General features: G+C 52.3%; 19 protein-coding genes. 10 read left to right on the forward strand and 9 right to left on the reverse strand.

Annotated features, from left to right (window positions below):
• Positions 1–15: 15 nt before the first annotated feature.
• From BGE01nite_RS18545 to BGE01nite_RS18560, 4 genes are all read right to left on the reverse strand, one after another.
• Positions 16–1299, reverse strand: coding sequence for a TolC family protein (locus tag BGE01nite_RS18545; protein ID WP_170266879.1), 1284 nt, complete (start codon positions 1297–1299; stop codon positions 16–18).
• A gap of 110 nt (positions 1300–1409) precedes the next feature.
• Positions 1410–1847, reverse strand: coding sequence for a hypothetical protein (locus tag BGE01nite_RS18550; protein ID WP_146852384.1), 438 nt, complete (start codon positions 1845–1847; stop codon positions 1410–1412).
• Between the two features lie 195 nt (positions 1848–2042).
• Positions 2043–2330 (reverse strand): hypothetical protein, encoded by a 288-nt coding sequence (locus BGE01nite_RS18555; protein ID WP_146852386.1) that lies wholly within the window; start codon positions 2328–2330, stop codon positions 2043–2045.
• Between the two features lie 25 nt (positions 2331–2355).
• Positions 2356–3408, reverse strand: coding sequence for a toprim domain-containing protein (locus tag BGE01nite_RS18560; protein WP_146852388.1), 1053 nt, complete (start codon positions 3406–3408; stop codon positions 2356–2358).
• A 194-nt stretch (positions 3409–3602) separates the two neighbouring features.
• On the opposite strand from BGE01nite_RS18560, the gene BGE01nite_RS18565 reads away from it, so the two are divergent.
• From BGE01nite_RS18565 to BGE01nite_RS29920, 7 genes are all read left to right on the forward strand, one after another.
• Complete coding sequence (locus BGE01nite_RS18565) at positions 3603–4097, forward strand: HXXEE domain-containing protein (protein ID WP_146852390.1); 495 nt, start codon at positions 3603–3605, stop codon at positions 4095–4097.
• Between the two features lie 56 nt (positions 4098–4153).
• Positions 4154–6676, forward strand: coding sequence for a PEP/pyruvate-binding domain-containing protein (locus BGE01nite_RS18570; RefSeq protein WP_146852392.1), 2523 nt, complete (start codon positions 4154–4156; stop codon positions 6674–6676).
• Positions 6673–7821: an FAD-dependent oxidoreductase gene (locus tag BGE01nite_RS18575; protein ID WP_146852394.1), complete on the forward strand. Its 1149-nt coding sequence runs from the start codon at positions 6673–6675 to the stop codon at positions 7819–7821. Before BGE01nite_RS18570 ends, BGE01nite_RS18575 begins: the two co-directional genes overlap by 4 nt.
• 25 nt (positions 7822–7846) lie before the next feature.
• Complete coding sequence (locus tag BGE01nite_RS18580; RefSeq protein WP_146852396.1) at positions 7847–8839, forward strand: 3-oxoacyl-ACP synthase III family protein; 993 nt, start codon at positions 7847–7849, stop codon at positions 8837–8839.
• Positions 8840–8849: 10 nt separating this feature from the next.
• A complete protein-coding gene (locus BGE01nite_RS18585) occupies positions 8850–9692 on the forward strand; it encodes an alpha/beta fold hydrolase (protein ID WP_146852398.1) in 843 nt (280 codons plus the stop codon).
• A 2-nt stretch (positions 9693–9694) separates the two neighbouring features.
• Positions 9695–10765: a DUF3419 family protein gene (locus BGE01nite_RS18590; protein ID WP_170266880.1), complete on the forward strand. Its 1071-nt coding sequence runs from the start codon at positions 9695–9697 to the stop codon at positions 10763–10765.
• Positions 10766–10946: 181 nt separating this feature from the next.
• Entirely contained in the window at positions 10947–11495 is a 549-nt protein-coding gene (locus BGE01nite_RS29920) for a VTT domain-containing protein (protein ID WP_425485705.1), read from the forward strand.
• Here the strand turns inward: BGE01nite_RS29920 and BGE01nite_RS18600 are convergent.
• The 5 genes from BGE01nite_RS18600 to BGE01nite_RS18620 form a co-directional block, all read right to left on the reverse strand.
• Positions 11393–12337 (reverse strand): replication-relaxation family protein, encoded by a 945-nt coding sequence (locus tag BGE01nite_RS18600; RefSeq protein ID WP_146852404.1) that lies wholly within the window; start codon positions 12335–12337, stop codon positions 11393–11395. The two genes, BGE01nite_RS29920 and BGE01nite_RS18600, sit on opposite strands and share 103 nt — an antisense overlap.
• Before the next feature lie 24 nt (positions 12338–12361).
• Entirely contained in the window at positions 12362–14188 is a 1827-nt protein-coding gene (locus BGE01nite_RS18605) for a hypothetical protein (RefSeq protein ID WP_146852406.1), read from the reverse strand.
• A gap of 44 nt (positions 14189–14232) precedes the next feature.
• Positions 14233–15864 (reverse strand): VPA1262 family N-terminal domain-containing protein, encoded by a 1632-nt coding sequence (locus BGE01nite_RS18610; RefSeq protein WP_146852408.1) that lies wholly within the window; start codon positions 15862–15864, stop codon positions 14233–14235.
• Positions 15865–15992: 128 nt separating this feature from the next.
• A complete protein-coding gene (locus tag BGE01nite_RS18615; RefSeq protein ID WP_170266883.1) occupies positions 15993–16916 on the reverse strand; it encodes an ArdC family protein in 924 nt (307 codons plus the stop codon).
• Between the two features lie 146 nt (positions 16917–17062).
• Positions 17063–18385, reverse strand: a complete 1323-nt coding sequence (locus BGE01nite_RS18620; RefSeq protein ID WP_146852412.1) for a type IV secretory system conjugative DNA transfer family protein — start codon at positions 18383–18385, stop codon at positions 17063–17065.
• Positions 18386–18584: 199 nt separating this feature from the next.
• Between BGE01nite_RS18620 and BGE01nite_RS18625 the strand changes: the two genes are divergently transcribed.
• The 3 genes from BGE01nite_RS18625 to BGE01nite_RS18635 all read left to right on the forward strand — a co-directional run bounded on the left by BGE01nite_RS18625 (position 18585) and on the right by BGE01nite_RS18635 (position 23783).
• On the forward strand, positions 18585–19520 hold the full coding sequence (locus tag BGE01nite_RS18625) for a DUF4007 family protein (RefSeq protein WP_281292064.1): 936 nt from the start codon (positions 18585–18587) through the stop codon (positions 19518–19520).
• A gap of 104 nt (positions 19521–19624) precedes the next feature.
• Positions 19625–22951, forward strand: coding sequence for a hypothetical protein (locus tag BGE01nite_RS18630; RefSeq protein ID WP_146852416.1), 3327 nt, complete (start codon positions 19625–19627; stop codon positions 22949–22951).
• Positions 22938–23783, forward strand: coding sequence for a phosphoadenosine phosphosulfate reductase domain-containing protein (locus BGE01nite_RS18635; protein WP_146852418.1), 846 nt, complete (start codon positions 22938–22940; stop codon positions 23781–23783). Before BGE01nite_RS18630 ends, BGE01nite_RS18635 begins: the two co-directional genes overlap by 14 nt.
• The last annotated feature ends 12 nt before the right edge of the window (positions 23784–23795 follow it).

The following is a 23795-nucleotide window of genomic DNA, read 5'->3' on the forward strand; positions in this document are numbered from 1 at the left end:
AATCGGGGGAATCAGTTAGGGGCGCGGGGACGAGCGGATGGCAGGTTTTGCCGGCGCAGTAGCAGCAGGCGGGATGGCAGGCGCGTGCTTGCCGGTGGCGGTCTCGTAGCGGATGCGGGCTAGGTGAAAATCGCGCACGGCATCCAGCGCCGCGGCTTCAAGCTGCAAGCGCTGCTCACGGGCGCGGAGAACGGTGAGGAGGTCGGCCTGACCATTCTCATAGGCTTTCTCCAGCTTGCCCGTTTGCTCGATGACCAGCGGCAGCAGCTTGTCTCGGGTCTCGTGCGCGAGATCATAGCTAGTCTGCATGTCTTTCCGAGCATTCTCCACGTCGCTGCGGATCTGCTTGCCAAGAGCTGCCTGCTCAAGACGCACACGCTCTGCGGCGGCAGTCTTCTCGGCTACTTGCCCCTGGTTTTTGTTCCAGAACGGCAGCGGGATCGAGAAGCGAAAGCCAATCACGCCATTAGTTCGCCGATCAAAGCCTGTTGCATTCTGATACTCCGGCCCGGCAAAGATGCCAGCTCTTACGTCCTCCCACTTGTTGGCTTTGGCGAGGCCGATGTCGGTTTGAGAGGCAATGAGTTTGGCCTCTGCGAGCTGATAGTCTGCGCGAATCATCCAGTTCGCCCCTTTGCCTGGCACGCCCATGTCAGGGAGTGTGCCGGAGATCGAAAGGGTATCGTCGGGATCAAGGTTCAGCATGGGCTTGAGCGCGCCCAACAGGCTGCGGCTTTCGCCCTCTAACTTGCGTGCCTCCACAATGAGGCGCTGCGCGTCCACCTGGGCCTGGGCAGCATCTAGTGCGGAAAGTTCACCCGCCTTCGCGCGTCCGGCAACGAACTCGGAGAGCTTTGCCGCAAGCGCCGTTTGTTGCTGACGCAGACTGCGCTGCTGCTCGATGGCGAGGATCTGCACCGCCAAGGTCTGAGCCTCAGAGATCAGACGACGCTCGGCGTCCTTCACCTCCAGCTCTGCCGCAGTAACGAGTTGCCCGGTGAACTGCTTCTCCAGCCGCAAGCGCTTTGTGAGGGGGAATGACTGGTCGAGCGATAGGATGACTTGGCCCGGGGAAAGGTAGGTTTCATTTCGCGTGTCTAAACCCACTGAGGGATTTGAGAGCCGTCCGGCGCCGAGCTGGCGGGCGCGGGCTTCCTCCACGACCATGCGGGCGGCTTTGAGGGATGGGTGCGAGGTGCGAAGGCGTGGCCCGATCTCGGCAAGGTTGAGGGTCAGGGCAGATGCCGACGAGGCGGCCGCAAGCAGTAGAGGTATGAGTAAAAAGGTGTGACGAAGCATGAGAGGGGTGGATTTTGGGTTAGCGGGCGTGGACATGCCTAGCCCATGGCAGCGAATGCGTTAAAAGTGCGCCCTGGCCGTCAATCGTGGACGGCGGCGCGTCGTTTGCCTCAAACCAAAATCACCATGCAACGAACCACCTGCACGGCGGCAGATGGCAGACTATCACCACCGGTATCAAAAGGAGGTGTAGTGAAATGAGAAACCGTCAAAACCTGCGGGACGATCCAGTCGTAAACTGAAAAGTCCTCGACCTGAACGGCCACATAGGACGGTGCCGCTAAAGACGCCAAACTCGCAGGAGAAGCCTGCAAATCCACGCTCACCGGGGCATGAGGAGCTTTCTCTCCCTGATCCTCACAATCCTTGGACGAACCTCCGCTACAAGGCACCTCATCCTCATGATTGTCGGTCACGACGCGATGGCAATGCTCTGCATCGGTCTCGACCACTGCATCCCCATGGTCACAGCTATAGCCCCGCTGGACACCGAATACCTGCGCACACACGATGGCCAGAATGGCCAGGGTGCGGAGGATACGGCTCATGAGCGGGAACATGACGGAAGCTAAGATGCTGGCAGACAGACTTTGTTCAAACTTTATTTTGTAGGGGTCTGCCCCTATTCCGCCCCGATATCGCGTTCATTGGTTAATACTATCTGGTTGCGTTAGCCACATAGATTAACCCCGCCTGGATAAGACCAGGCGGGGTCAAGGGTGCCCGGGTAAGGGACGCCAAGATCAGTATTCCGAGGGGAGAAGCACCGTTGTCACAGAGCGATCCCATTCGGTGATGATCCAGAATTTAACGCGACTTGAGGAATGATAGGCGGAAAGGAGTCTGCTTCCTTCCTTCAGGGCACGATTGTTTTCGTCGATGTCTTCCTGGTCAAGATCGCCCCAGTCAGCCATTGCATGACGAGCAAGGGCTAGGGAAATCTCAACCTCTGTTACTTCGACAAGAACACCAGGTGTGGCGAACAATTGACCGAGCGGGAAGAGCGCGGCCTGCGGATAGAGGATAAACATGGTGCGTGGTGTCAGTCATGAATTCTCAATCCAGCAGAGCATGGAGTTCGCTTTCGGTCAGATGATCGGGTTGCGCTCCCTCTTGGGGGAGGGGAGCAATCCGAACAAAAAGGCGACGAGCGAGACGCACGAGAGCTTTCTCTCGACCCACACGGCCAGCTTCGTCCTCATCAAACATCAAAATGATGCCTGAGCGTCCTTGTGAGGCTTCCACGAGAGCAGCTTCCTGTTGAGAGGAAAGCGAACACCCCATGATCGAGACGACACGTCGGAATCCGAGCTGCCAAAGTTTGATAACATCGAAGAATCCTTCGACGACAATGAGGGGAAGCCCCTTTTCCTCCGTTGAAGCTCGGTCAAGGTTGAACACCTCCGCGCTTTTTCGGAATCCAGCAGGCAACTTGTATTTCGGACGTTCCTCAGGCGGTTGACCTGGCCAACGCCCTGCATATCCGACCAGTTCACCATCCTTGTTGTTAATCGGGATGACAATGCGACCGGACATTGTTCCTCTGGCGCAAAAGCCGAGTCCAAACTCTGCCACCGTCTCCGGTGTGAGCCCTCGCTCGGCGAGATAGCCGTGATCCGTTTTCAGATTCTCCAGCTTAAAGCTGAGAGGGGTGTTGTCGGCAGGTTCCTCAGAGTCCACTGGAAGTTCTGACGATTGAGCAGAGTGGGCGCTATCGCCATGTGCAGGCGGTGAACTCCATCTTTGATTCTGCGTTGGCGATTGCTGCTGGCGCGGCTGAGATGAATCAGACTTGCCAGCGAGCCCGAGGTTGAACCACTGATCCAGTTTCAATGCTGCTTCATGCGCATCGCAGCCTTCCATCTTTGACACGAAGTCGAGATGGTTGCCGCCGCATTTGCAGGCAGAGTTGTGACAGAACCAGCAGTTTTTGGACAATGTTACTTTGAAGATGTCCTTCCCGGTGCCGGGATGAATAGGGCAAGATCCTTCGAGACCGTCACCGTTTCGAGTGCTCTTCATCTGGTTGGTGAAGCCATAATGAGCGAGCACCTGCTGAAACGAAACCGCCGCTTTGACTGCCCCAAAATCTATAAAGGGTCTGGGCATGTGATAATGAGCTGTGTTTGGTGTTTGCGAGAAGTTTGCGGGATGCAAACACCTCCACGGCTCATGGTATCAAGCTGTCCGGGTTTACGGCACTTGACGCAGATCAGCATTTGTGGGCTCTACACGACTATCTCGGCAAGGGTGGCTAACAGGGCAGAGTGACTTTTTCGCAATGCCGTGATAGGATCGTCGTCATGATCGCCTTCGACCTTTACTGGCTACCGACACTGGCCTTTTTGGCTCATGTATTTGAGGAGTTTGGTCTATTTCCAGCGTGGGCCTCGCGGCACTTTGGCCGGACAAGTCGCCCTTGGTATATCTACTCGCACATTGTTTTGGTGGGGCTTTTCGTTATAGTTTCATGGCAAGCATCAGACGCTGTAGCACCCTCACTCTGGATACTCGCCGCCTTTACATTCCAATGGGTAATTGGCTCGAATGCTCTGTTTCATATCGCAGCCACATTTTGGTTCAGAGAGTATTCGCCAGGCATACTATCCGGAGTGTGCGTGGTGTTGCCTGCCACGGGCTGGATGATGCATCATGCCATAACGCTTGCGGGAATTACATCCACGCAAATATGGGGGACAGTTATTTTAGGATTAATAATTAGTTCATTAGTTATTGCCAGTTTGTGGTTGGACTTGGGTATTAATTGGCGTGGAAAACGTGACAAAAGAGCACGATAACAAACTTAAAATCTAAGTGACATGTTTGTGATCATAGGTTATTGGCTTATAATTGCATGTCATTCAGTCGGAATCATAGTTCTAGTGACGAGCGTATTATCCCTCTCGATGCTGAGGGCAGCCTCCACGGCGGCATAGTCGGCGGAAAAGCTTTCAACTTGTTCAAGTTAAGGCGAATCGGCGTCGAAATTCCGCGCGGCTTTGTTCTCTCCACTGTGTGCTACCGGGAGTTCCTGATTGAAAACGGCCTGGAATTTAAGATTGGCAGTATTCTCGGCGAACTTTCATCGTTGGGGGCTTCCGTGTTGGCGAGAGGATCGGATCAAATTCGTGCCCTTTTTACTCAAGGTCGGATCTCGCCCTCACTTGAAGAAAGGATCGGCGCAGGACTTTCTGAGATCAACGGCCCTGTAGTCGCACGATCATCAGCAAACTCGGAAGATCTAGCCGAGGCTTCGTTTGCAGGGCTGCATGATAGCTTTCTGAACATCTGCACAATTACCGATCTTACGCATGCGGTTGTGCAATGCTGGTCATCGTTATGGACGCCTCGTGCGATTGCATATCGCGCTAAGAACAGCACGCCGAATCTTCAAGTGGCGATGGCCGTTCTAATCCATGAATATCTTCCTTCGACCAGCGCGGGCGTCATATTTACCCAGAATCCCGTAAATGGAGATAGCCGAGAGCTAGTCATCAATTCAACTTACGGTATCGGTGAATCATTGGTGGGGGGACTGATCACGCCGGACGAGATCATTGTATCGAAGAAGTCGCGGAAGATAACGCAGCAGTGCATAGCGACGACGGGCCAACAATCTGAGGTTTCCGGCAAAGAAGCAGTAGGAGAGCGTGATGCCGAGAGAACTCGGGCTACGGGTCGCAGCATCAGTGATGAAGAGATCAGCGAGATCGCAAAGCTGGGTATGCTTATAGAGGCCAAATTTGGCAGGCCAATGGATGTGGAATGGGTGAGTAATCAGGGAAGAGTTCGCGTCGTCCAAGCTCGGCCGATTACCGTCAATGCCAAGCGAGCCAGATGGATGAATCGGAATGGCCTCGCTCACTCCCTGCGGGATAAGCTGCTTTCATTGCTGCTAGAGTATTTTCCGGCTCCGATGTATCCATTTGATCGAGGTTCTCTTGTGAGTCTCGTGGATGCCACTTTGGGCAAGCTTGAAGAGAGCGGACTACAACTGCCGGACGGGGACGCATGTTTTTCGCGAGCTGAGAGCGGCGCAATTCATCCACGGGTGGCGCTGCCGAAATTAGCATTAGCGAGCATTCCCAAATTTTTTAAATTCTTGCGCAAACTGGCTGGCGAGATCGAAGTGTCTCCTGCCCTCTTCGAAAGGTGTTATCTTCCAAGGTTGGCTCATCAATTGCGGACGATGCCTTCCAATTTACAAGCTTTTGACTCTGAGCAACTGAAGGAAGTTTTCGCGCAAGCAGAGAAAGTTAGGGATGGGGTATTCACCGCCCGTGATAAATACTTTTGGTCTGGGTGGATAGCCATTGCGGCACTCCAAACAATTCTAAAGCTCATCAAAGGCGATAAGTGGGGAGAAACATACTCTGGTTTGATCGCGAATGCAGATCTTCCGACAATGAAAATGAGGCGAGAGCTAGACCTCTTGAGGGAGATGCTGGTATCTAGTGCGCCGCAAGATTTGGTGAAAAATCTTCATGAGCATGAAAATGATACAATAAGCTTTCCAAACGAATCTATCCGGGTGCATTTTGAGGAATTTCTATCAAAATACGGCAGTCGAACTTTCGACATGATACCAATGCCAACGAGTAAGGCTTGGTATGACCATCCTGTTCATGTAGCCAAAGCGATTCATGCCCCTGTCGACAACGGTAGAGAGAAGCCCGCCCGCAACAGTCCGCAACAGCTTCCACGGAATGCCCTGACACGCCTTGTGTGGTTGCTCGTTCCAAAAGTGAAAGAGATGGTCGTAGAAAGAGACACCGTTATCAGAGCCTACGAAGATGCGACAGTGCCACTGCGGGCTGTCATGAATGAAGTCGGACGAAGATTGAAAGAGCGCGGAGCCCTTTCTGTGGCCTCGGATGTAAAATTCCTTGAACCGTCAGAAGCTTTCGCTGCCCTGATGGCGAACACTCAGGGTAGCCTCTCAGAACTCCAGGCCGCCATAATGAAGCGCCAATTTGCGAGACCCGCGACAATCCATAATTGGCGACTACCAGTCAAACTTCAAACGCAAGCCAAAGGCAAGGGTTTTGCAATCTTGACAGGGCTTCCTGCCAGTCCCGGGATGGCTTCGGGTAAGGCGGTGATCGTTATGGATGACAGTGACTTCGAAAAGGTAAAGGAAGGTGATGTTCTGGTTTGCGTGGCCAGCAACCCGTCTTGGACTACACTCTTTGGTAGAGCTTCGGCTGTTGTGGCAGATCTCGGCGGACCTCTTTCACATGCCTCGATCGTCGCTCGTGAGTTTGGGATTCCTGCCGTGCTAAACACAAAGTGCGGCACTTCGACACTCGTGGAAGGGGAAGTGTATGTTGTGGACGGAACTCGGGGAATCATCATGAACACGCACTCTCAGTCATGAACGATCGCGTGCTAATAATAGGAGGAGGAGTTGTAGGATTGGCAACAGCTCTTGCTCTTGCGTGCCGGGGAATACCCTCACGAGTGTTAGAGAAGTCTGGTCAACCGGGGACAATTGACCGTGGGGATGTAATTCATGAAGGCGCTTTAAGACTTCTACAAAAATGGCGCGTCCTACCTCACGAGAAAAGCGAAGTGCTGAATGTTCCAGACTTCCATATCCTGGGGCCTCGTGGCCAAAGGTTATTTTCTTTCGATTTTGCCAAGGATCTCGGGTGTGAGGCCGGCCTAACAATAATGAGACATCCTGAGATTGAGATGGCTCTGGAAAGAGCAGCCACGAACACAGGACTTGTGGATATCCAAAGAGGGGTAACTGCACAGAGCTGGCTTGCACGCAATGGCCGGGTGCATGGTGTCGTCGACAGCCACGGAGCGGAATATCACGCGACCTTCTCTGTCCTCGCCACTGGAGCGGGAGGTGCATTTGGAAAAAATTTGTTTGAGGTCAAACGGCTGCACACATACAAGCGGCATTTCTACAATCTTTTGATTGATGGCGTGCCAGGAGTTCCAAGCTCTGGATGCTATTGCCTGTCCAGGGAGGGTTTTATGATTATGGTGCCACTGCCCGCTGGAAAGCTGCGGATCGGCTTTCAGGTTGCGAACAGCACCGAACTGTCTGCATATAGAGATCCCGCGAAGCTAGGTAACGAGATAAGAAAGAGGTTTCCAGGCTTTCCCCGAACTGACCTTACGATTCACGAAGGCCACTACTATAAATTGGCGCGACAGTTGGCGCACAAGTTTGTCACCCCAGGGGCGGCCGTAGTGGGGGACGCCGCTCATACCGTACATCCAACTGGCGGGCAAGGAATGAACATGGGGTTTGTTGATGCTGAACACTTGGCGGCAGCGCTGGAGAAGGCAAGAGCCGACCCGGCTGCGGCCGAACGCCACCTCGCCGCCTACCATTATGAGCGTCGCAAGCAGGTGCTTAGCATACAGAGAAGAACACACTTGCTAGGCGTGATTGGGGAGTGGGCGCCCAACTGGATCACGATCACGACGATGGCGCTTTCGGCTTTCAATAAGGCAGGCCCAATGAAGAGACGATTTGGAGAGCTCTTTATGAATGTTGAATAGGAAACAATAAACACTTAATCATTCTATGAAGTCATCTCTCTCGATCCGCGGATTTGGACATCGGATTGGTAGCAGGCTAGTTAGCAATGACGAGACATCACGATCATTAGGACTGCCTTCATCTTGGCTATTTGAGAGGACGGGAATCCGGGAGCGGCGATTGTGTAGCGCCGACGAAGATGTGTTGACGATGGCACAAGGCGCAGTCCGCAATGCCCTCGATCAGGCCGGTATATCTATCGGAGAATTGGGCGCGGAGACAGTGCTTCTTCACATTCAGAACGGCATTACACATCTGACTCCGCCCGCATCGATCGTGCTTGCAGGCTCCCTTGGCCTGAAGCGCGTTCGTTGCTTGAGCATCGATGGTGTTTGCGCCGAGCCGATCAATGCGCTGGAAATCGCAGCGCTGATGTTCAACGCTGGCCTATGTTCACGTGCCATTATCTCAGCCTCAGTTGATTTCACTGCGTTGATAGATCCGGCCGATAACCAAACCTCTGGTCTGTTCGGCTGCGGAGCGGGCGCACTCATTGCAGAACCAGCAAAGGCAAATAGCCCGTATGGATTGCACGGACTAACTTGGGAGACACATTCTGAACATTGGAAGCTTGGGGTGTCGCCAATGCTCTCAAGTCGCGCCGAGAAAAACGGCGTTAGCGTCACCTTTGGCCACTATCAAATGAAGGGACAAGAACTTGCTCGAGTTGCGCTACGTGTGCTGAATGGAGTCCTTGGACGAACCTTGGATGAAGCTACGTGTTCGATCAATGACTGTGACCTTGTTGTGAGTCACCAGCCGAACGTGAAGATGTTAGATATCGGATTGCCTCGACTTGGAATCCCTCTCGACAAAGTTCCTCGTCCAGGTGCGTGGATGGGCAATCTCGGGCCTGCGAGTCTCTTGGTGGGGCTAAGCACGGCGAAAGAGTCGGGATTGATCGCCGACGGAAAGAAGGTCTTACTACTCAGCTTTGGCCTAGGCTTCTCTGCTGGAGCGGCGGTTATACAATTCTAAATGAGTGAACATGACTCAACGCTTTTCCGATTTAAAGAAATTCTGTGACTCTGCCGATGCTGACACGTCATTTCTTGCCGAGCATGAAGTGACTGTTATTGGCCAAGGCGGCGTCTCTCATCGTATTACAAAGATTGGGAATGGGGAGCCAGTCATCTTCATTCCTATGCTCCATGAATTAAACTTTTTGTATACGCCAGTGATGAAGAGTCTGTCTGAGAGGTATTCAGCTTACACTTATTCGCCTGCCCTAAAGTCTGTTGGAATGACCACGCCCGAACACCGGGCTAATGATTTGGCATCAATCCTTGAGGCAGTCAGTAGTCATCCGGTTCATTTAGTAGCCTGGAGCGATAGCTCCGCGGTGATATGTAGCCTTCTTGAGTCGCGTCCAGCTATTGTGAAATCCGCGGCATTCATTGCCGTGCCCGATCGCTACATCTTCAAGTTTCCGATCAATTTAGGCTTAGATCTGCTCTACAGATTTCCATTTGAACGACTGCCCATACGCCGAGTGTTGCTTCGGTGCCTGGGATCACTCATGGGAGGTGTTGCCATACCTCCACGTTTTGTAGAGGCACGCGCAGCTACAATTCCAGATCTCGTGCGCATTTTCAAAGATGCTTGCTTACCGTGCATAAAGAAGCATTCGCCGCTAAAGCATAAAGCACCGTGCTCGACCTTGGTCATCGGAGGGGATTCCGATAAGGTCTCATCTATAGAGCAGAGTCGCAGATTTGCAGAAGCGATGGGCGCTCATCTCGTAGTGCTTCGTGGAGGAGATCACTTTCCGACATACACACAGCCCGACCAGGTCAGCGCGGCGCTGATGGACTTTATTACCCCCAAATGAAAATGGAACGCCCCGTCTTTTCATACGCGACCGAGGACTATCTCGTTCTAAGAGAGGCTTTTGGTGATGGGCATCTTGGGCGTGTCTTGTGCATCTGCTCAGGAGGCGAAACGGCTCTAAATCTTTTAAGCTTTGGCGCACGAAATGTCGTGGCTGTGGATTCTCACCCTGGTCAGTTGGCCCTAGCGCGCCTGAAATATGAAGGCATGAGGCGCTTGCCGGCTGCGCATTTTGCTGATCTTCTCGGCATTGGTGAGGGCTCTCCTTTGGCGTCATTTAACGAAATTAGGAGTCATATTCCAGAGAGTGAACGTGACTTTTGGCACACATCGTCAAACCTTGGGAAGGGGGCTCTTTGGTGTGGCTCTTTGGCGCGTTATTTCCTGATTGTCGGAAGGTGTCTTCGGCTTGCGCTGGGCAGAGTTAGGTTTGAGCGCTTGTTAGCACTTTGTGGTAACAAGGACATCGATAATTTTGTGAGTGACTGCTTCAAGCTTTGGCGATTCAAAGTTGTGCTAGCCCTCCTGCTTAATCCGAAGGTCTTGGCCTGGTTCTATCCAGATCATGGATGGCGCACTCTTTCTCATTCAGAAAGTCCACGTCAGTTTTGTCTTCGTAAGTTGGTTGAGATCGCTGGACACCAGCCAATTGGAAGCAATCCTGTGTTAGGCCCAATGCTAACTGGGAGCTTTATAGCTGCTTTGAGACCCCCATACCTCGCGGTGAATCATGCGGATCTCTCTGGTTCGGTCGAGTTTCTTCAATATGACCTTCGAGAGATTGGTCGGTTAAATGCAGAAGGTAGATTTAGTGCTTTCTCGCTCTGTAATGTTATTGACTGGTTAACTGAGGATGAGTTGCATCTTGTGCTCTGCCAGGTTGGTAACATCGCTCTTCCGCACGCAAAAGTGTTAATCTATTCGAGGTATGAAAGAGCCACCTCCTCGCTAGTCCAGCTTTTTGAGTCAGCCGGGTGGTTTCTGGAGAAAGATGAATCTGCTCAGTTGCTTGCGCTAGATCGCACTGGCTATCATAAAACAATCTTCCTTCTCACTTTGAAGAATGGAGAATAGCCCGCTTCATAAGCCTGTTGGTCGAGTACCTAGCGCCAAGATTGCGTATGTATGCGCAACACCGTTGCTACCCCCCATCGGGGCTTCGTTGCTGACGCCCCTAGTATTGATGAGTCATGACCGTTTGCTGAATGCAGGGTTCTGGGAAATCTGGCTCCTAGGTGCTACGATCGTTCTAATTATGGCCGCCGGTCTACTCCCGACAGCATGGGTTTCAGTTGTCTTGGGGTATGCATTCGGTTGGCCTGGCTTCGGCTATGCGATGGCTGCAAACTTGTCAGCTGCACTTTTGGCAAAGGCCCTGCTGTCGTCTCTTTTGAAGGAAGATGGTCGGCTATTTTTGTCCAGATGGCATCTGACACAAAAACTTGCGGCGCGCGCCCGGAGGGGCGCTGGTATGTTCGTCTTTTTGTGTCGACTTTCACCTGTCTTGCCGTTTGCCACCACAAACGTTGTTCTTACCTTGGTTCCCGTAGGTTATCTCAAATACGGTTGGTGGAGCTTTGCGGGAATGCTGCCCAGGACAGTTGCTGCTGCCTCCATTGGCGTCGCGAGCAAAGTTCTGGTGTTCCAGGCATCTCCTAAAGTGAATATCCTGTTAGTTGCGACCCTTCTCATTGTGTCTTGCTATGGACTGTGGCGGCTGTTTAGATTGGACTCGGATGGGCCGAGGAGTGAGCTTGGCAAAAGCAATCCCAACCAGTCAGATGACGACTCCCGCGCATCATGATCAGTGACGAGCAAACGGGTTCTGAATTTTGAGCCGAGAGAACTTGCGATATGCCGTGCGCGCATCTTTCCATTCGTCACTATCACAATAGCTGGTCTGTCGTGGCTACCGAAATACGTAGCAAATTGATTATTTGTCAGTGTGCCATATGCAGTCGCCTTTCGCAGAATGGAGCTTTGAGCCATGCCATTCCGATTGATTGGCATAGTTCCCATATCCGCCTCAAGAAGATAGTGCAGCTTCTTTAATTTTCCGTCGGGCATTTGGATCTCGATCGAGAAAATTTTATCCGGCACAACACTGACTCTTCTTCTTCCTGGAAGGTCTACACACCATTGAGGTGCTCGCGGCCTGCCTTGGCCGCCTTCGGCGGAGAAGGAATGGCTTCCGTAGATCAGTCGCACATTGCTGCGTTTGGAGCACTCGACTTCCAAAGCAGACATAAATGAGCTTATCATGACGGCATGTTTTAAATAGACGCGTCCGACCTGTGACTTGCTGGACACCCAGCTCATGCGGTTGAAGGGCATGTCCAAGTCTCGCCGAAGTCGGCCGGCTCCTCGTGACGCCAGAGCGTAGACAAGGCGTCGGGAACCTCCTTCATGATAATAGTCAAGCTGCGAGCGGGGGCGGTCTAGATATCCGTGGTGATAGAGCAAGTTGAGGCGCCGAAGTATTTGCTGGCTACTGCCGCCCGCGAGCTTCACTAGCCAGTCCGAAGTAATAAAGCGATGCTCGGCAGCATGGCAGAGGAGATCGATGTCCCTCTTGGTAAGCTGGAGTGCGCCGGCACTCTCCGGATCTCGTCTAAAGCGTGGAAGTCGGTGCTGCGACCTTTGCATTAGCCCATTATACACAAGATAGACTCAATCAGGCAGGCTGTTGGGCGCATCAGTGCATAGATCGTCAACTTCCTTTGATAGCTGGGTTAGCTCGGCTGAAGAATGTTTTCGCGAAAGAGCCAGCAGAGGCTTTTGCTCGTCAAATTTTGTTCGTATGACGTGCCTTGCATCTGGAGACAGTTCGCCGCCGTTGAGGCGGAAATTCCGAGCTGCCAGGATGAGCAATGCTGGATCATCAATCGCCGAAAGACTGGCTTCAACGTTATGAGAATATGTGCTGCGGACGGCAGCGGTGCTTGCCCAGACATAGGTCACCGGGGTGGTGATTTTTGCTGGCTGCAATTCATCTGGCGCAGAATTCAGGAGACTGTCCAAAGCTGCCCACGCGGTCTGCATTAAACTTTGAGTCCTTGAAGATGGCCCGCCATTTTGGTGAACGCACGCTGCAGCGAGCGCGATTACCATGATTCCATGTGTTAAGGCCGGGAGGGAAGCGAGCCAGCTCCCCAGGTCAAACTTCCAGCCCTGTGCGGCGACCTTTAGAGAGTTGAGCAACTCGTGTGCTATCACCTCTGCGTTGCCTAGCTGTGCGAGAACTTGGCTCAGAGCCTCAACCAGAGCCTTGTCTTGCCCTAGAAGCTGTTCGTGCCAGATATAGTTGGAGTTATGAAGCCACTCACTGTAGGCGGAGAATGCCGATTCCAAGTCCTGCTGGGAGGATAATCGAATGGCGAATCTAGCTCTGGCAAGGAGGCTGGTGTGTGTTTCGGGACCTGGGGCTTCCTGAGAGGCTGGGTCGATTTTGCGGACAACAAATTGATTCAACAACCCTTCATGGAATAGAGAACGGGAGCTGTCCTCGCGGCCTTGCGGCCCAACGTATACGCTGTGATTTCTGAGGAAGAGAACCGCGATTGGCAATCCGGCCTCCGACGAGAATAGGTGGTCAATAATCACATTAACTCGCCTTGGAAGCTCTGTTCCGAGCCATTGCTCCAGCTGCAATTTATAATATTGAGATTCGTCTACGCTAAGACCATATTCCGCGACCGACATTTTCGATAGGCTGTCTGTGATCTCCTCCCAAAGCCACAGAGCTTGCATCACTGCGAAAGCCAAAACTAAGTGGCGCATTTTCGGGTCTTCGAGCATGAGGCTCTGACAAACTATTGATTCTAAGAAATCAAGATCATAAATTCGGAGTAGCGCTGTTGCTGTGACAGCTTCATGCGGCAGATGGGTCGCCCATTCCAGCCATTGTTGAGTAGACAGTCTGCTAAGCCACTCAGACCTCAATGAGAGCTCCTGTCGCAAGGTGTTTTGGTCAGCAAATCGCCATATCTCGAGGAGCTGGTTCCATTCGTCCGCCTGGGATGAAGAGGCTTCCAGATGCTGTAGCAAGGATCCCCTGTGTGCTCTTAGGTATTCAAGCTCGAAACAGTCCCCCGGCTCCATATCGGAACGAGCTAGCTCGCCCTGCATATCCTGTATGCACGTGAGCGGTATGCTCTGAACAAATGTATTAAAATTCGAGGAGCGCCGAAATTCCTCAGCAAGCTTGAACCAGACGTCAATTCGCTTGGGCAGCATGGCAGCCGTGCGCCCGGCCAGTCTTTTATTCAACACCCTGTGGGATGACGCATTGATATCTTCATCGGCTGCTTCGTCTGTAGTAGCTTCCCAGCTGGTAACAAACGCAGGCTGGAAAGGCCGGCCTGCGCTGGGAAACTGGCAAGTGTCCTCCATATGATAAGCAAGCAGTCCCGAAATCAGTGGATCGAGAAGATTCGCCCATTCCTCTTCGCTGAGGACTTCATCTAAAGTCTGATCAATGCTGGATGCTTTTTCCATATGCCGGTGACGTCCCGGAAAAAGGAAGAGTCGACTGTCTCTGTTCATGGGGAATCAAGGTTTGATGTGAATGGCAGCTTCAAAATCTGTGACAAGGTCTTGAGTGCCGACCCACCATATCTGCTGAGCCGGGACGTCAGGAGCCTTAATGTCCTGCCAGAAGAATCTGGACTCAGGGCCGGGGATTGATCCCACCAGGAATTGATCTCTTGGTGGAGCTTCTCAGGCCTCTGGATCCTAAACAAGACTGTTGGACGATGGCCGAAATGGTTGAAAGAGCTTCCGACTACATATACCTCATCGTCAATCTGCAAGAATCTGTCATGAGATACCGTGCCTAACATCTTGCGCGCATTGATCTGGAATGGCAGATGTTTCTGTAGGTTGCGGAGTGTCGACATGAACCGGGATTCTGATGTGATGTCATTCTCGTCACGGCGACCCAGTTGCTCGTTTGAAGACAGCAAGCGAAGTTCGCAGGTTGCATAGCCAATGAATGCCACTAGCGTTGCAACATCATCGCTCTCGAGATAAGGATCCACGACCGTGCATTTTGTGCGTGCACGTCCCACAACTTCACGCAACGCTTGAAGTGCATCCGCCCGAGAAGATGTCCCGCCTGGAAAATATCGAAAGATCTTTGCTTGAGCCAAGCTGGCGATCTCTCGCTGCCACACTGCAGTCATCATGTATTCCAAAGGGGTGGCGACTTTAATTGTATCTGAGGGAGGTTCTAGAGGAGTTGCGGTTTCGATCTCGAGGACTTTTGAAGCACCGGTTGCAAGGCGATGGGGCACTTTGGTTCGTGTCAAAACCGAAGATGTCATATGGAACTCTGTGAAGAAGTATCCGCCCGGCTCATTCTCCAAACACCTCCCCATTGAGTCAAAGAATCGCATTCGGAACTCATATGGCGCTGCTGGCAGCGCAACCGTGCTGTAGGCAGACTGAAGATTGTGACGAACGCAATATCCTTGTCCAAAAGGGGGCCATTGGTTGGTAAACTCAACTGAACATCCACTGATTGACTTGCCTGGACGCAAATGGCAACGCAGGAGCAGCGTGCGTCCATCAGTAGCGATACTCTTCTGGATGTGCTTTACGATAGGATTGCCGAAACAAAGATGCACTGCCCCCAAATGCTCGGGGAAGCGCTTAAAGTCGACGCCAAGCACTTCTTGGAGCGCATCGGCAATGCGATCAGAAACGCTTTTCGGCAGATAAGAGCGCAGTCTCGATGTGTTGTCATACTTTGAGAGGAGCGATAATGATGTAGCACGCCTTGGAAGAACCGCACCCAATCCCGCGTTTTCGCACAAGTTCGAAGGGATGAGAATAGGTTCTTCTTGAGGTATGAAAGGCATCAGCGATCCCATTGTATGAATCGGGGGGCGTGGGGGAAAAGGCAGTTGTCCACTCTTACATCCTCTGAAGAGTGAGATTCCATCTGCGACTGAAATGCACTCTCGTCTGGCATATAGAGTGAAGTCATCATGCAGCGATTCCCGCCACTGCGGGTGGCCTTCAGTAGATAGCGACGGTGACAATTCTTGGTCTTGCGGACAAAGCTCAATGACGCAATAAACCAGAATATGACGCTTAGCTGGGCGGTCGTGCAGCCAAGTTGTTGTAATCTCAGCGCGGCTATAGCTCGGAGCGATGGAATCGAGAGACATCACTCAAATGCTGCTAGATTAGGCGGCAGATGACAAATATTATTCCTATCTTTGCCACATATAGAGCCGAGTCCGTTTTGATGGATGCCGAGGAAAAGCCTCTCCAGCTAGTGGAGAGGCTTCGCAGTTCAAGTGTCCGTCTTTGCGTGATCGTCCTCATCGGAACGTGTTGCCCGGTTAAGAATGAACGCTGTGGCTTTGCCGGCGTGGGAAGCTGCCTGAATGATCCAACGCTTGTGATCCGTGACGCGTAGGACATCCAGCCAGCTTTGCAGGTAGGCTGCGGACTTCTCGTGTGAATCATTGACGATATGGCATTCCATACACAGGAAGGCCGCACCCATCTCCGCCACCAGTTCCTCTTGGGAATACACTTTTCCTCCGAAGCCGTCATGCTTGATGAGGCTCTCGCGATTCAGGCGATCGGCGTGGCCACTCGCGTGAATCAATTCGTGAAAGAGAGTATTGTAGAAGGTTTCTGCACTCTCGAATGCCGCCAGGGCTGGAATGTGGACGGTGTCTGTTGTCATTCGGTAACAGGCTGCTGTCGTCATTCCTTCCTTGATGGTGGGCGGGAGTTGCATCTCGGACACGATCTGTTCCGCAGCTTGAATCCGTTCATGGGGACATAGCTGTGGGATGTTAGGTAATGGCGGAAACTCAATGCCTTCAATTTGTGTGGCGTTGAAGACAGTGTATCCCCTGAGGTAGTTGGACTTCCGCCGCTGTTGCGTCGGTTGGTCTGAGTTCTCGTCGTCGGGAGACTTCGGGTTTCCCACTTTGATGATGCGTGCGCCGTGTTCGCCTCTGCGCACATGACCTCCTCTTTCCTGGGCTTGACGAAATGTCAGCCAGTAAGGCGAAGCCATGTGTCGAAGACCTAACAAGAGCACGTTCACGCCATTGTAAGTCTTGCCCGTGTGAAAGTTGCGCGGGATACCGACTTCGCGCTGCCAGGGACAGCGCCAGGGAACGACACCTCGCTCCAAATGTTCGATGATGAGATTGGTGACTGCTTGGTAAGGATCAATGCGAGACTCTGCGGTGCTCATGAAGGCTTCTGGGTTGAGATTGTCAGGAGAAGCCGGCCTCATTAGTGAGGTGGACTTCAGGCTGACAACCACAGGCCAAGTGAGCCGCGGAACGTTCCGCTTATGAGCATATCAAAAGGCAAGCACTTCACGCAACGGAGGTGCTGTCACGGATTGTGCTTTAGCCATCGCGTGAGCTTTTCTTCCACCTCTGGCCGTGGCGTGGCGAACCGTTCGCGACACCGCTTGATCAGTCGCTCACGACGCCCCTCATGAGTTTCTATGGGAGGAGAGAGTTGAGTGCGTTGGAAGTGCATTCCGCCATCGGCCGATTGGTTTCGGATGAGAGTTTGGTAGCGGGGCAAATCTACAAACTGGTTTGGCTGGAACTCGTGACCAAACTCTCCATGCAAATGTTCCGCATCGGCGTAGCCGACACGGAAAGCCACGAGAGTGCCCACGTTGCCAAAGACGGCATCCCTCACAGTGGGGGAGAGCTGGGCGATGTATTGGTGACTCAGGGTCAGGTTGAGCCGATACTTCCTGGCCTCAGCGAGAATTGAGGTAAAAGACTCAGTCGCGAAGTTTTGGAATTCATCCACGAACAGGTAAAAGTCGCGGCGCTCATGTTCAAGCTGGCGATTGCGGGCCATGGCGGCGAGCTGAAACTGGGTGATGAGCAGGGAGCCGAGCAGATTTGATTTGTCGTGGCCGATTTCCCCCTTGGAGAGATTGGCGATAAAGATGCGGCCTTCGTTCATGACAAAGGGGATGCTCACCTTGTTGCTCACCTGGCCGATGATGTTTCGGATGACAGGGGAGAGGAGCAACTGGCCGACCTTGTTCTGGATCGGGGCGATAGCTTCACGCATAAAGCGAGTGTCCCAGCTCTCATACTCGTTCTCCCAGAAGTCACAGAGAAAGGGATCGGTCACCTGATTCACAACCCACCGGCGATAAGCCGGGTCGGTGAGCAAGCGATTGATTCCCAGAAGAGTCGTGTTGGGACAGTGGGCCAACGCAGCGACGGCGTTATGGAGGATATATTCGAGGCGTGGCCCCCAGGACTCATGCCAGAGACCTTTGAAAGCACTAACAATCCCAGATGCCACGAGATGGCGATCCTCGGGCGTCGTCTGGGACAGCAAATTGAGACCGATGGGATGATCGAGATCACCGGGGCGGAAGTAAGCTGTCTGCTCTGCCCGCGCGGGCGGAATGTGAAGCAGTAGATCTTCTGCGAGGTCGCCATGGGGATCGATGAGACCGACGCCGTGCCCCTGTTGGACAAGCTGGAGGATGAGATTGCGTAGAAGCGTCGTCTTCCCGGAGCCCGTCTTGCCGATGATGTACGTGTGATACCGAGCATCTGCCACATCCAAACCAAACGGCACCTCGCCGCCCCACGCCTGCCTCATTCCAATGTGAAGGTGATCTTCCATATTTGAGCTGACGCCGCCAAGGCCAGGTGCTGCTCCAAAACTGAACATGAATGAAATCGACCGGATGGCATCCCTCTTCGATAAGTGCCCCCGGTAGTCACTTGGCAAACGTCGTGTAGATCGAGCCAAGAGGGTAACCGCACCTGGCCCTGGTGGCTTAACCCGAGAAGCCCATTGTATCAGAGAAATGATGTTTCAATGCATTTTTCCCGTGCATAGTGAGGAGGATCAATCTGTATTTACCATAATGCCAATACAACCAACTTCATACCGCTACTCCGGACACGAGACGTTTGTCTGCCGATATGCTTGGTTGCCGAAAGCCGTCAGCCGTCTGAAGCGGAATCCAAAGCTCTTCAGTAATGAGGACGAGGCCATGGTGTCGCTGGGCGTTGGCAAGAACATGGTGCGATCCATTCGCTTCTGGGCGGAGACTGCGGGTATCATTGAGCCTCTTAGCGATCAGAAAGGATATACCGTGAACCGGTTTGGAGAGGAGCTTTTGGGACATGACGGACATGACCAATTTCTCGAGCATCCGGCTACGCTTTGGCTTTTGCATTGGAAGATTGCCACCAACCCTACCGCTCCCATTTACCAGTGGGTGCAGATGCTCAATCGCTGGCATCGAGCGGAATTTACAGAGGGCGAGGCCATGGCCTTTTTAACAAAGAATCTACCCGGGATGTCGCGCACGCTTTCGGCTCGCACGAATGAAGATGGTCTCCGGGTGTTCATTAACACGTATATCCCCACGCGTGGACGAAAAGGCGAGGTTGCAGAAGACAATCTCGACAGCCCATTCGTCGAACTAGGGCTGCTGCGACGATGCGGTGAACGTTCTGACGTTAAGACAGGTCAGCGAGAGCCCATCTATTCATTCGCTGTAGAAGACAAGCCGACTATCTCGACTGAGCTGTTTGCTTATTGTCTCAATGATTTTTGGCTCAATGAGCATGCTAAAGAAGGAACCATATCTTTTGGCGCAGTCGCAGTTGGTGAAGGCAGCCCCGGCCAAGTTTTCAAACTTCCAGAAGCTTCAGTTAGGCACTATCTCGATCAGATCAAAGGTGTGACGCAAGGAGCAATGACGTTCGAAGAATCTGCATCTCTACAACAAGTGACTCGGTCTGAGGATGCAGAATCCTTCGACTTCCTTGAAAAGATCTACCTTCCCGCTTGATGATAACTAAACCAATTTCCAATCTTCTCCGCATAAGTCATCGGTTCCTCCGATCGACTCAATTGGAAAGGGACTTTCACGATCCGGAAGCTCTCAGTGGCTATGTGATAACTCCCACCGCGCATGTGAATTTGTCGCGTTTGTTGAAAGGAATGCGATCCCAGTCTGGCAATCGCTGTTGGCGCATCACGGGAGACTTTGGCTCAGGTAAGTCGAGCTTCGCCCTCTTGCTGGCCAATTTGCTTTCTCCGAATCACGCCCATTTGCCGAAGCACCTTCGCGGCCTGCAGGGAGATCTCGGACTGGCTCGATCGCGCCGAGGGTTTTTGCCGATTTTGGTTACAGGTTCAAGACAGCAAATGTCGTTGGCTTTGCTAAACGGCCTCTCCCTGTCTATTAGCCAAAATGTGGACGGTCGGAAAAAGCTCAAAGTTAGATCTGCAGTGAATGAAGCTCTTGCTGGCTCGAAAGATAATATCGACCAACGCGCCATTTCATTGCTGACGCAGGCCGCAGCGGAACTGCGTCAGCAAGAGCTATTTGACGGGGTTTTGGTTATCATAGATGAACTGGGAAAGTTTCTCGAATACTCCGCCCTTCATCCCGAAAAGCAGGATGTGTACTTTCTTCAACAGTTGGGCGAGGCCTCCGCGCGAAGCGGTGAAAACTGTCTTTTTACTATAGGCCTTTTGCATCAAGGATTTAGCACCTATGCAGACAAACTGTCTGAACAGGCTCAACGAGAGTGGGAGAAAGTTGCGGAGCGTTTCGAGGAAATCGTCTTTTCTCAGCCTCTCGGCCAGATCGCCGCCTTGTTAAGCGCAGCGATGAATGTGAAGGAAGAAGAGTGTCCTCGACGTTGGAAAACTGACGCTTGCGCAGATATGCGTAAGGCGGTCGATCTCGGCCTCTTTGGTGCCAATGCCGGACGGAAGGCGCTCATCGATCTTTCCTCAAGCCTATATCCTCTGCATCCCACAGTTGTGCCGGTGCTTGCGAAGTTCTTTCGCCGGTTTGGCCAGAATGAACGTTCATTGTTCAGCTTCCTGCTTTCCTCTGAGCCGCATGCACTGCAAGACTTCGCTCAAAAGGAATGCAGCTTAGATTCGATCTATCGATTGCCGGAGTTTTATGATTTCATTGCTCATAATTTTGGAAACCGCCTGGGTGTTCAGAGCTTCCGTAGCCATTGGAGTCATATCGATGCCGTCATTCGGAGCTATCCACCGGAGCATGATTTAGAACTTCGCATACTCAAGACGGTAGGAGTTCTCAATACTATCGATTCGATCACGGATCTGCTCCCCAGCGATGAATTGCTTGGCTTGGCACTAGGTGAGCCGCCTGGTCTTTCAGCGTCGATAAAAAAGCTAAAAAAGGAGAATTTGCTCTTTTTCAGAGGAGCTCGTCGTGGCTACGCGCTTTGGTCTCATACCAGTGTCAATCTTGAGCATGAGTTTGCCAAGGCTTCAGAATCAATACAACAAGTCACGAATATCGCGGAAGTGCTGCGCAGCCGCTTAGATACGCGGCCCATCGTGGCTCGTGCCCACTACATTCAAACAGGCAACTTGCGCCATTTTAATGTCCGCTTCTGCTCACTCAGTGAGCTTCCGGCAGATGTGTCCAGCTTTCAGGCCGAGCACCCCGCGGATGGACTTATCGTAATTGTCCTGAGTGAGACAGCTGAGCAGAGGAAGCGTGCGCTAAGCCTTTTCGCTGGCATGGCTGCCAACGATCAGGTGATTTTTGGTGTGACCGACGCTTTGGAGGTTTTGAATGGACTTGTTCTGGCTGTTGAACGCTGGAGCTATGTCGAAGGGCATACACCCGAATTGAAGGACGATCGTTTCGCAACCGAGGAGGTTTCTCGGCAGATAGCGCACGCGAATCAAGCCTTGGAGAATGCGCTGCAACGCTATCTTGGATTCCGGGGACTTAGCTTGAGCGGTGAATCCAGTATTCAGTGGATATACAATGGAGAATCGGTAAAGGAGCTGGCCAACGATGGATCACTGCAGGCCTACCTGTCTAAGCTCTGTGACCATCTCTTTCGTTTTGCTCCGTGTGTGCAAAACGAGTTGGTCAATCGCAATGCTCTTAGCTCCGCAGCAACGGCAGCACGCCAGCGTCTCTTTGAGCTGATGCTAAATCACGGGGATCATCCGTCCTTAGGGCTTCCAGATGATAAGGCGCCACCTGAAAGGTCACTTTATCTTTCGGTGCTTAAAGCTTCTGGCATTCATGCCAAGCGAGCTCACGGCTGGAGTATTGAGTTTCCAGAAAAGGATTCTCTCCGCCTACGTCCCGCATTGGAGCATGTGATTAGCCTTCTGGAAATTGTTCCGGAGGCTCGAGTGAGAGTGGATCGAATTATTGATGAATTGCGAGCTTCACCATTTGGCGTCAGAGATGGATTGATTCCGATCTTGCTCGTGGCCGTGTATGTGCAACACGAGGCCGAGCTAGCAATCTACGAGGATGGGCGCTTTGTGAGTGATGTGGAGGAGTTCCTCAAGATGCGGCTGGTCAAGGCTCCGGATACCTTTGAGTTCCAGCTTTGTAGAATCAATGGAATGCGAAGGGAGCTTTTAGTTCACCTAGCGGAAGTGATGAAGCTTGCAAAAGCAGAGCGAACAGAACTTCTTTCCATTGTGCGCCCACTCTGTTTGATGGTCGCCGAGTTGCCGGACTATGCCAAACATACAGAACATCTGAGTGACTCCACGCTCTCTTTGAGAAGGCACATATTGGCTGCTGAAGAACCCGCCAAATTGGTGTTTCAATCGATCCCTCAAGCGCTAGGCATGAAAGGTGACGTCAGCAAGATAGATCCAAACAAGCTCGCGTCCAAGCTTGCGCAGGGTATCTCTGAACTCCGTCGGGCATTGCCTGAATGCCGAAAGCGTATGACGCAGACAATTCTGGCCGCATTCGGAGAAGAAGAAGCCGAGTTCGTCGATTGGCGGGAGCTTGTAGCGGTGCGCGCTGAAGCCGTCATCGTAGGTGTCACCAATTCGAATTTGAGGGCCTTCGCATTGAAGCTAATCGACAATGTGACCGAAGAATCTGTCTGGCTGGAATCATTGGGAAGCTTGGTGAGTCGAATTCCTCCATCTCGGTGGCGCGACAAAGACGAGGTGGCATTTCGAGAAGGTATAGCGGCTCTTGCTCAGCAATTCCTGCGCGTAGAGTCACTGCATTTCGGTGTGGGTGGCCCAATGCCTGAGAATGCCGTCCGGATCGCGTTAACACGGCGCAGCGGCGAGGAGCGAGACCAGGTATTTAACCTCACATCCTCGAAGGCAAAGGAGATGACAGCACTAAGAAAACATTTGCAGAATGAAATGCCAAAAGATAAAAAACTAGCTGTTGCAGTGTTGTCACAACTACTCTGGGAAATGATGGATACACCTCATGAAGCCACCTGACCAAAACTTTGGAAGCGACGCGTCCGCCCGGCACGTGCTAAACGTCTCGGGCGGAAAGGATAGCTCTGCAATGGCTTTGCTGATGGCTGGGCGGGTTCGTGGTCAGGAACACTTTAAGCGGGATGATATGGAGTATCTCTTTTGTGATACTCAAAAGGAATTGCCTGAAACCTATGAATATTTGGCTCGCCTTGAAGCTGAATTGGGCAGCAAAATTACCTACCTTAACGCAAAAGCCGGCTTTGATCACTGGCACAAAGTATTCGGTGGGTATCTGCCATCACCGCAAAATCGTTGGTGCACTAAGATGCTTAAACTCAAGCCGTTTGAAGCACATGTAGGTGAAGAACCTGTAGTTAGCTACGTTGGACTTCGAGCGGATGAAGACCGGGTAGGATACATCAGCACTAAGCCAAATATTAAAACACGCTACCCCTTGAGGGAAGCGGGTATCGACTACAAAGGAGTCATTCAAATCCTTGAAGATAGCGGATTGGGCTTGCCAACCTTCATGAAATGGGGACGCACCAATTCGGGGTGCACTTTCTGCTTCTTCCAAACGCCGTATGAGTGGATTCGTCTCCATGAAACATATCCAGACCGGTTTGAGGAGGCAATGAAATACGAGACCATCGATCCGAGCGATCCAAATAAGCAATTCACATGGATGTCTGAAGGGCCGCTTACTGATCTGCTAAACCCAGTTCGCCGGGACGAGATCCTGTTGAGTGGAATTCGATCTAAGGTGAGGACTATAGACAAAAGTCTTGTCTCCGTATTTTCTGGCGAAAGCACTTCATCAGTAGAGGCCTGCCTTCTTTGCCAAAAGTGAGCAGTTAGTGCA

Origin of the sequence: Prosthecobacter gellanilyticus (assembly GCF_007992435.1) — a bacterium.
In the GTDB taxonomy this organism is placed as follows: domain Bacteria; phylum Verrucomicrobiota; class Verrucomicrobiia; order Verrucomicrobiales; family Verrucomicrobiaceae; genus Prosthecobacter; species Prosthecobacter gellanilyticus.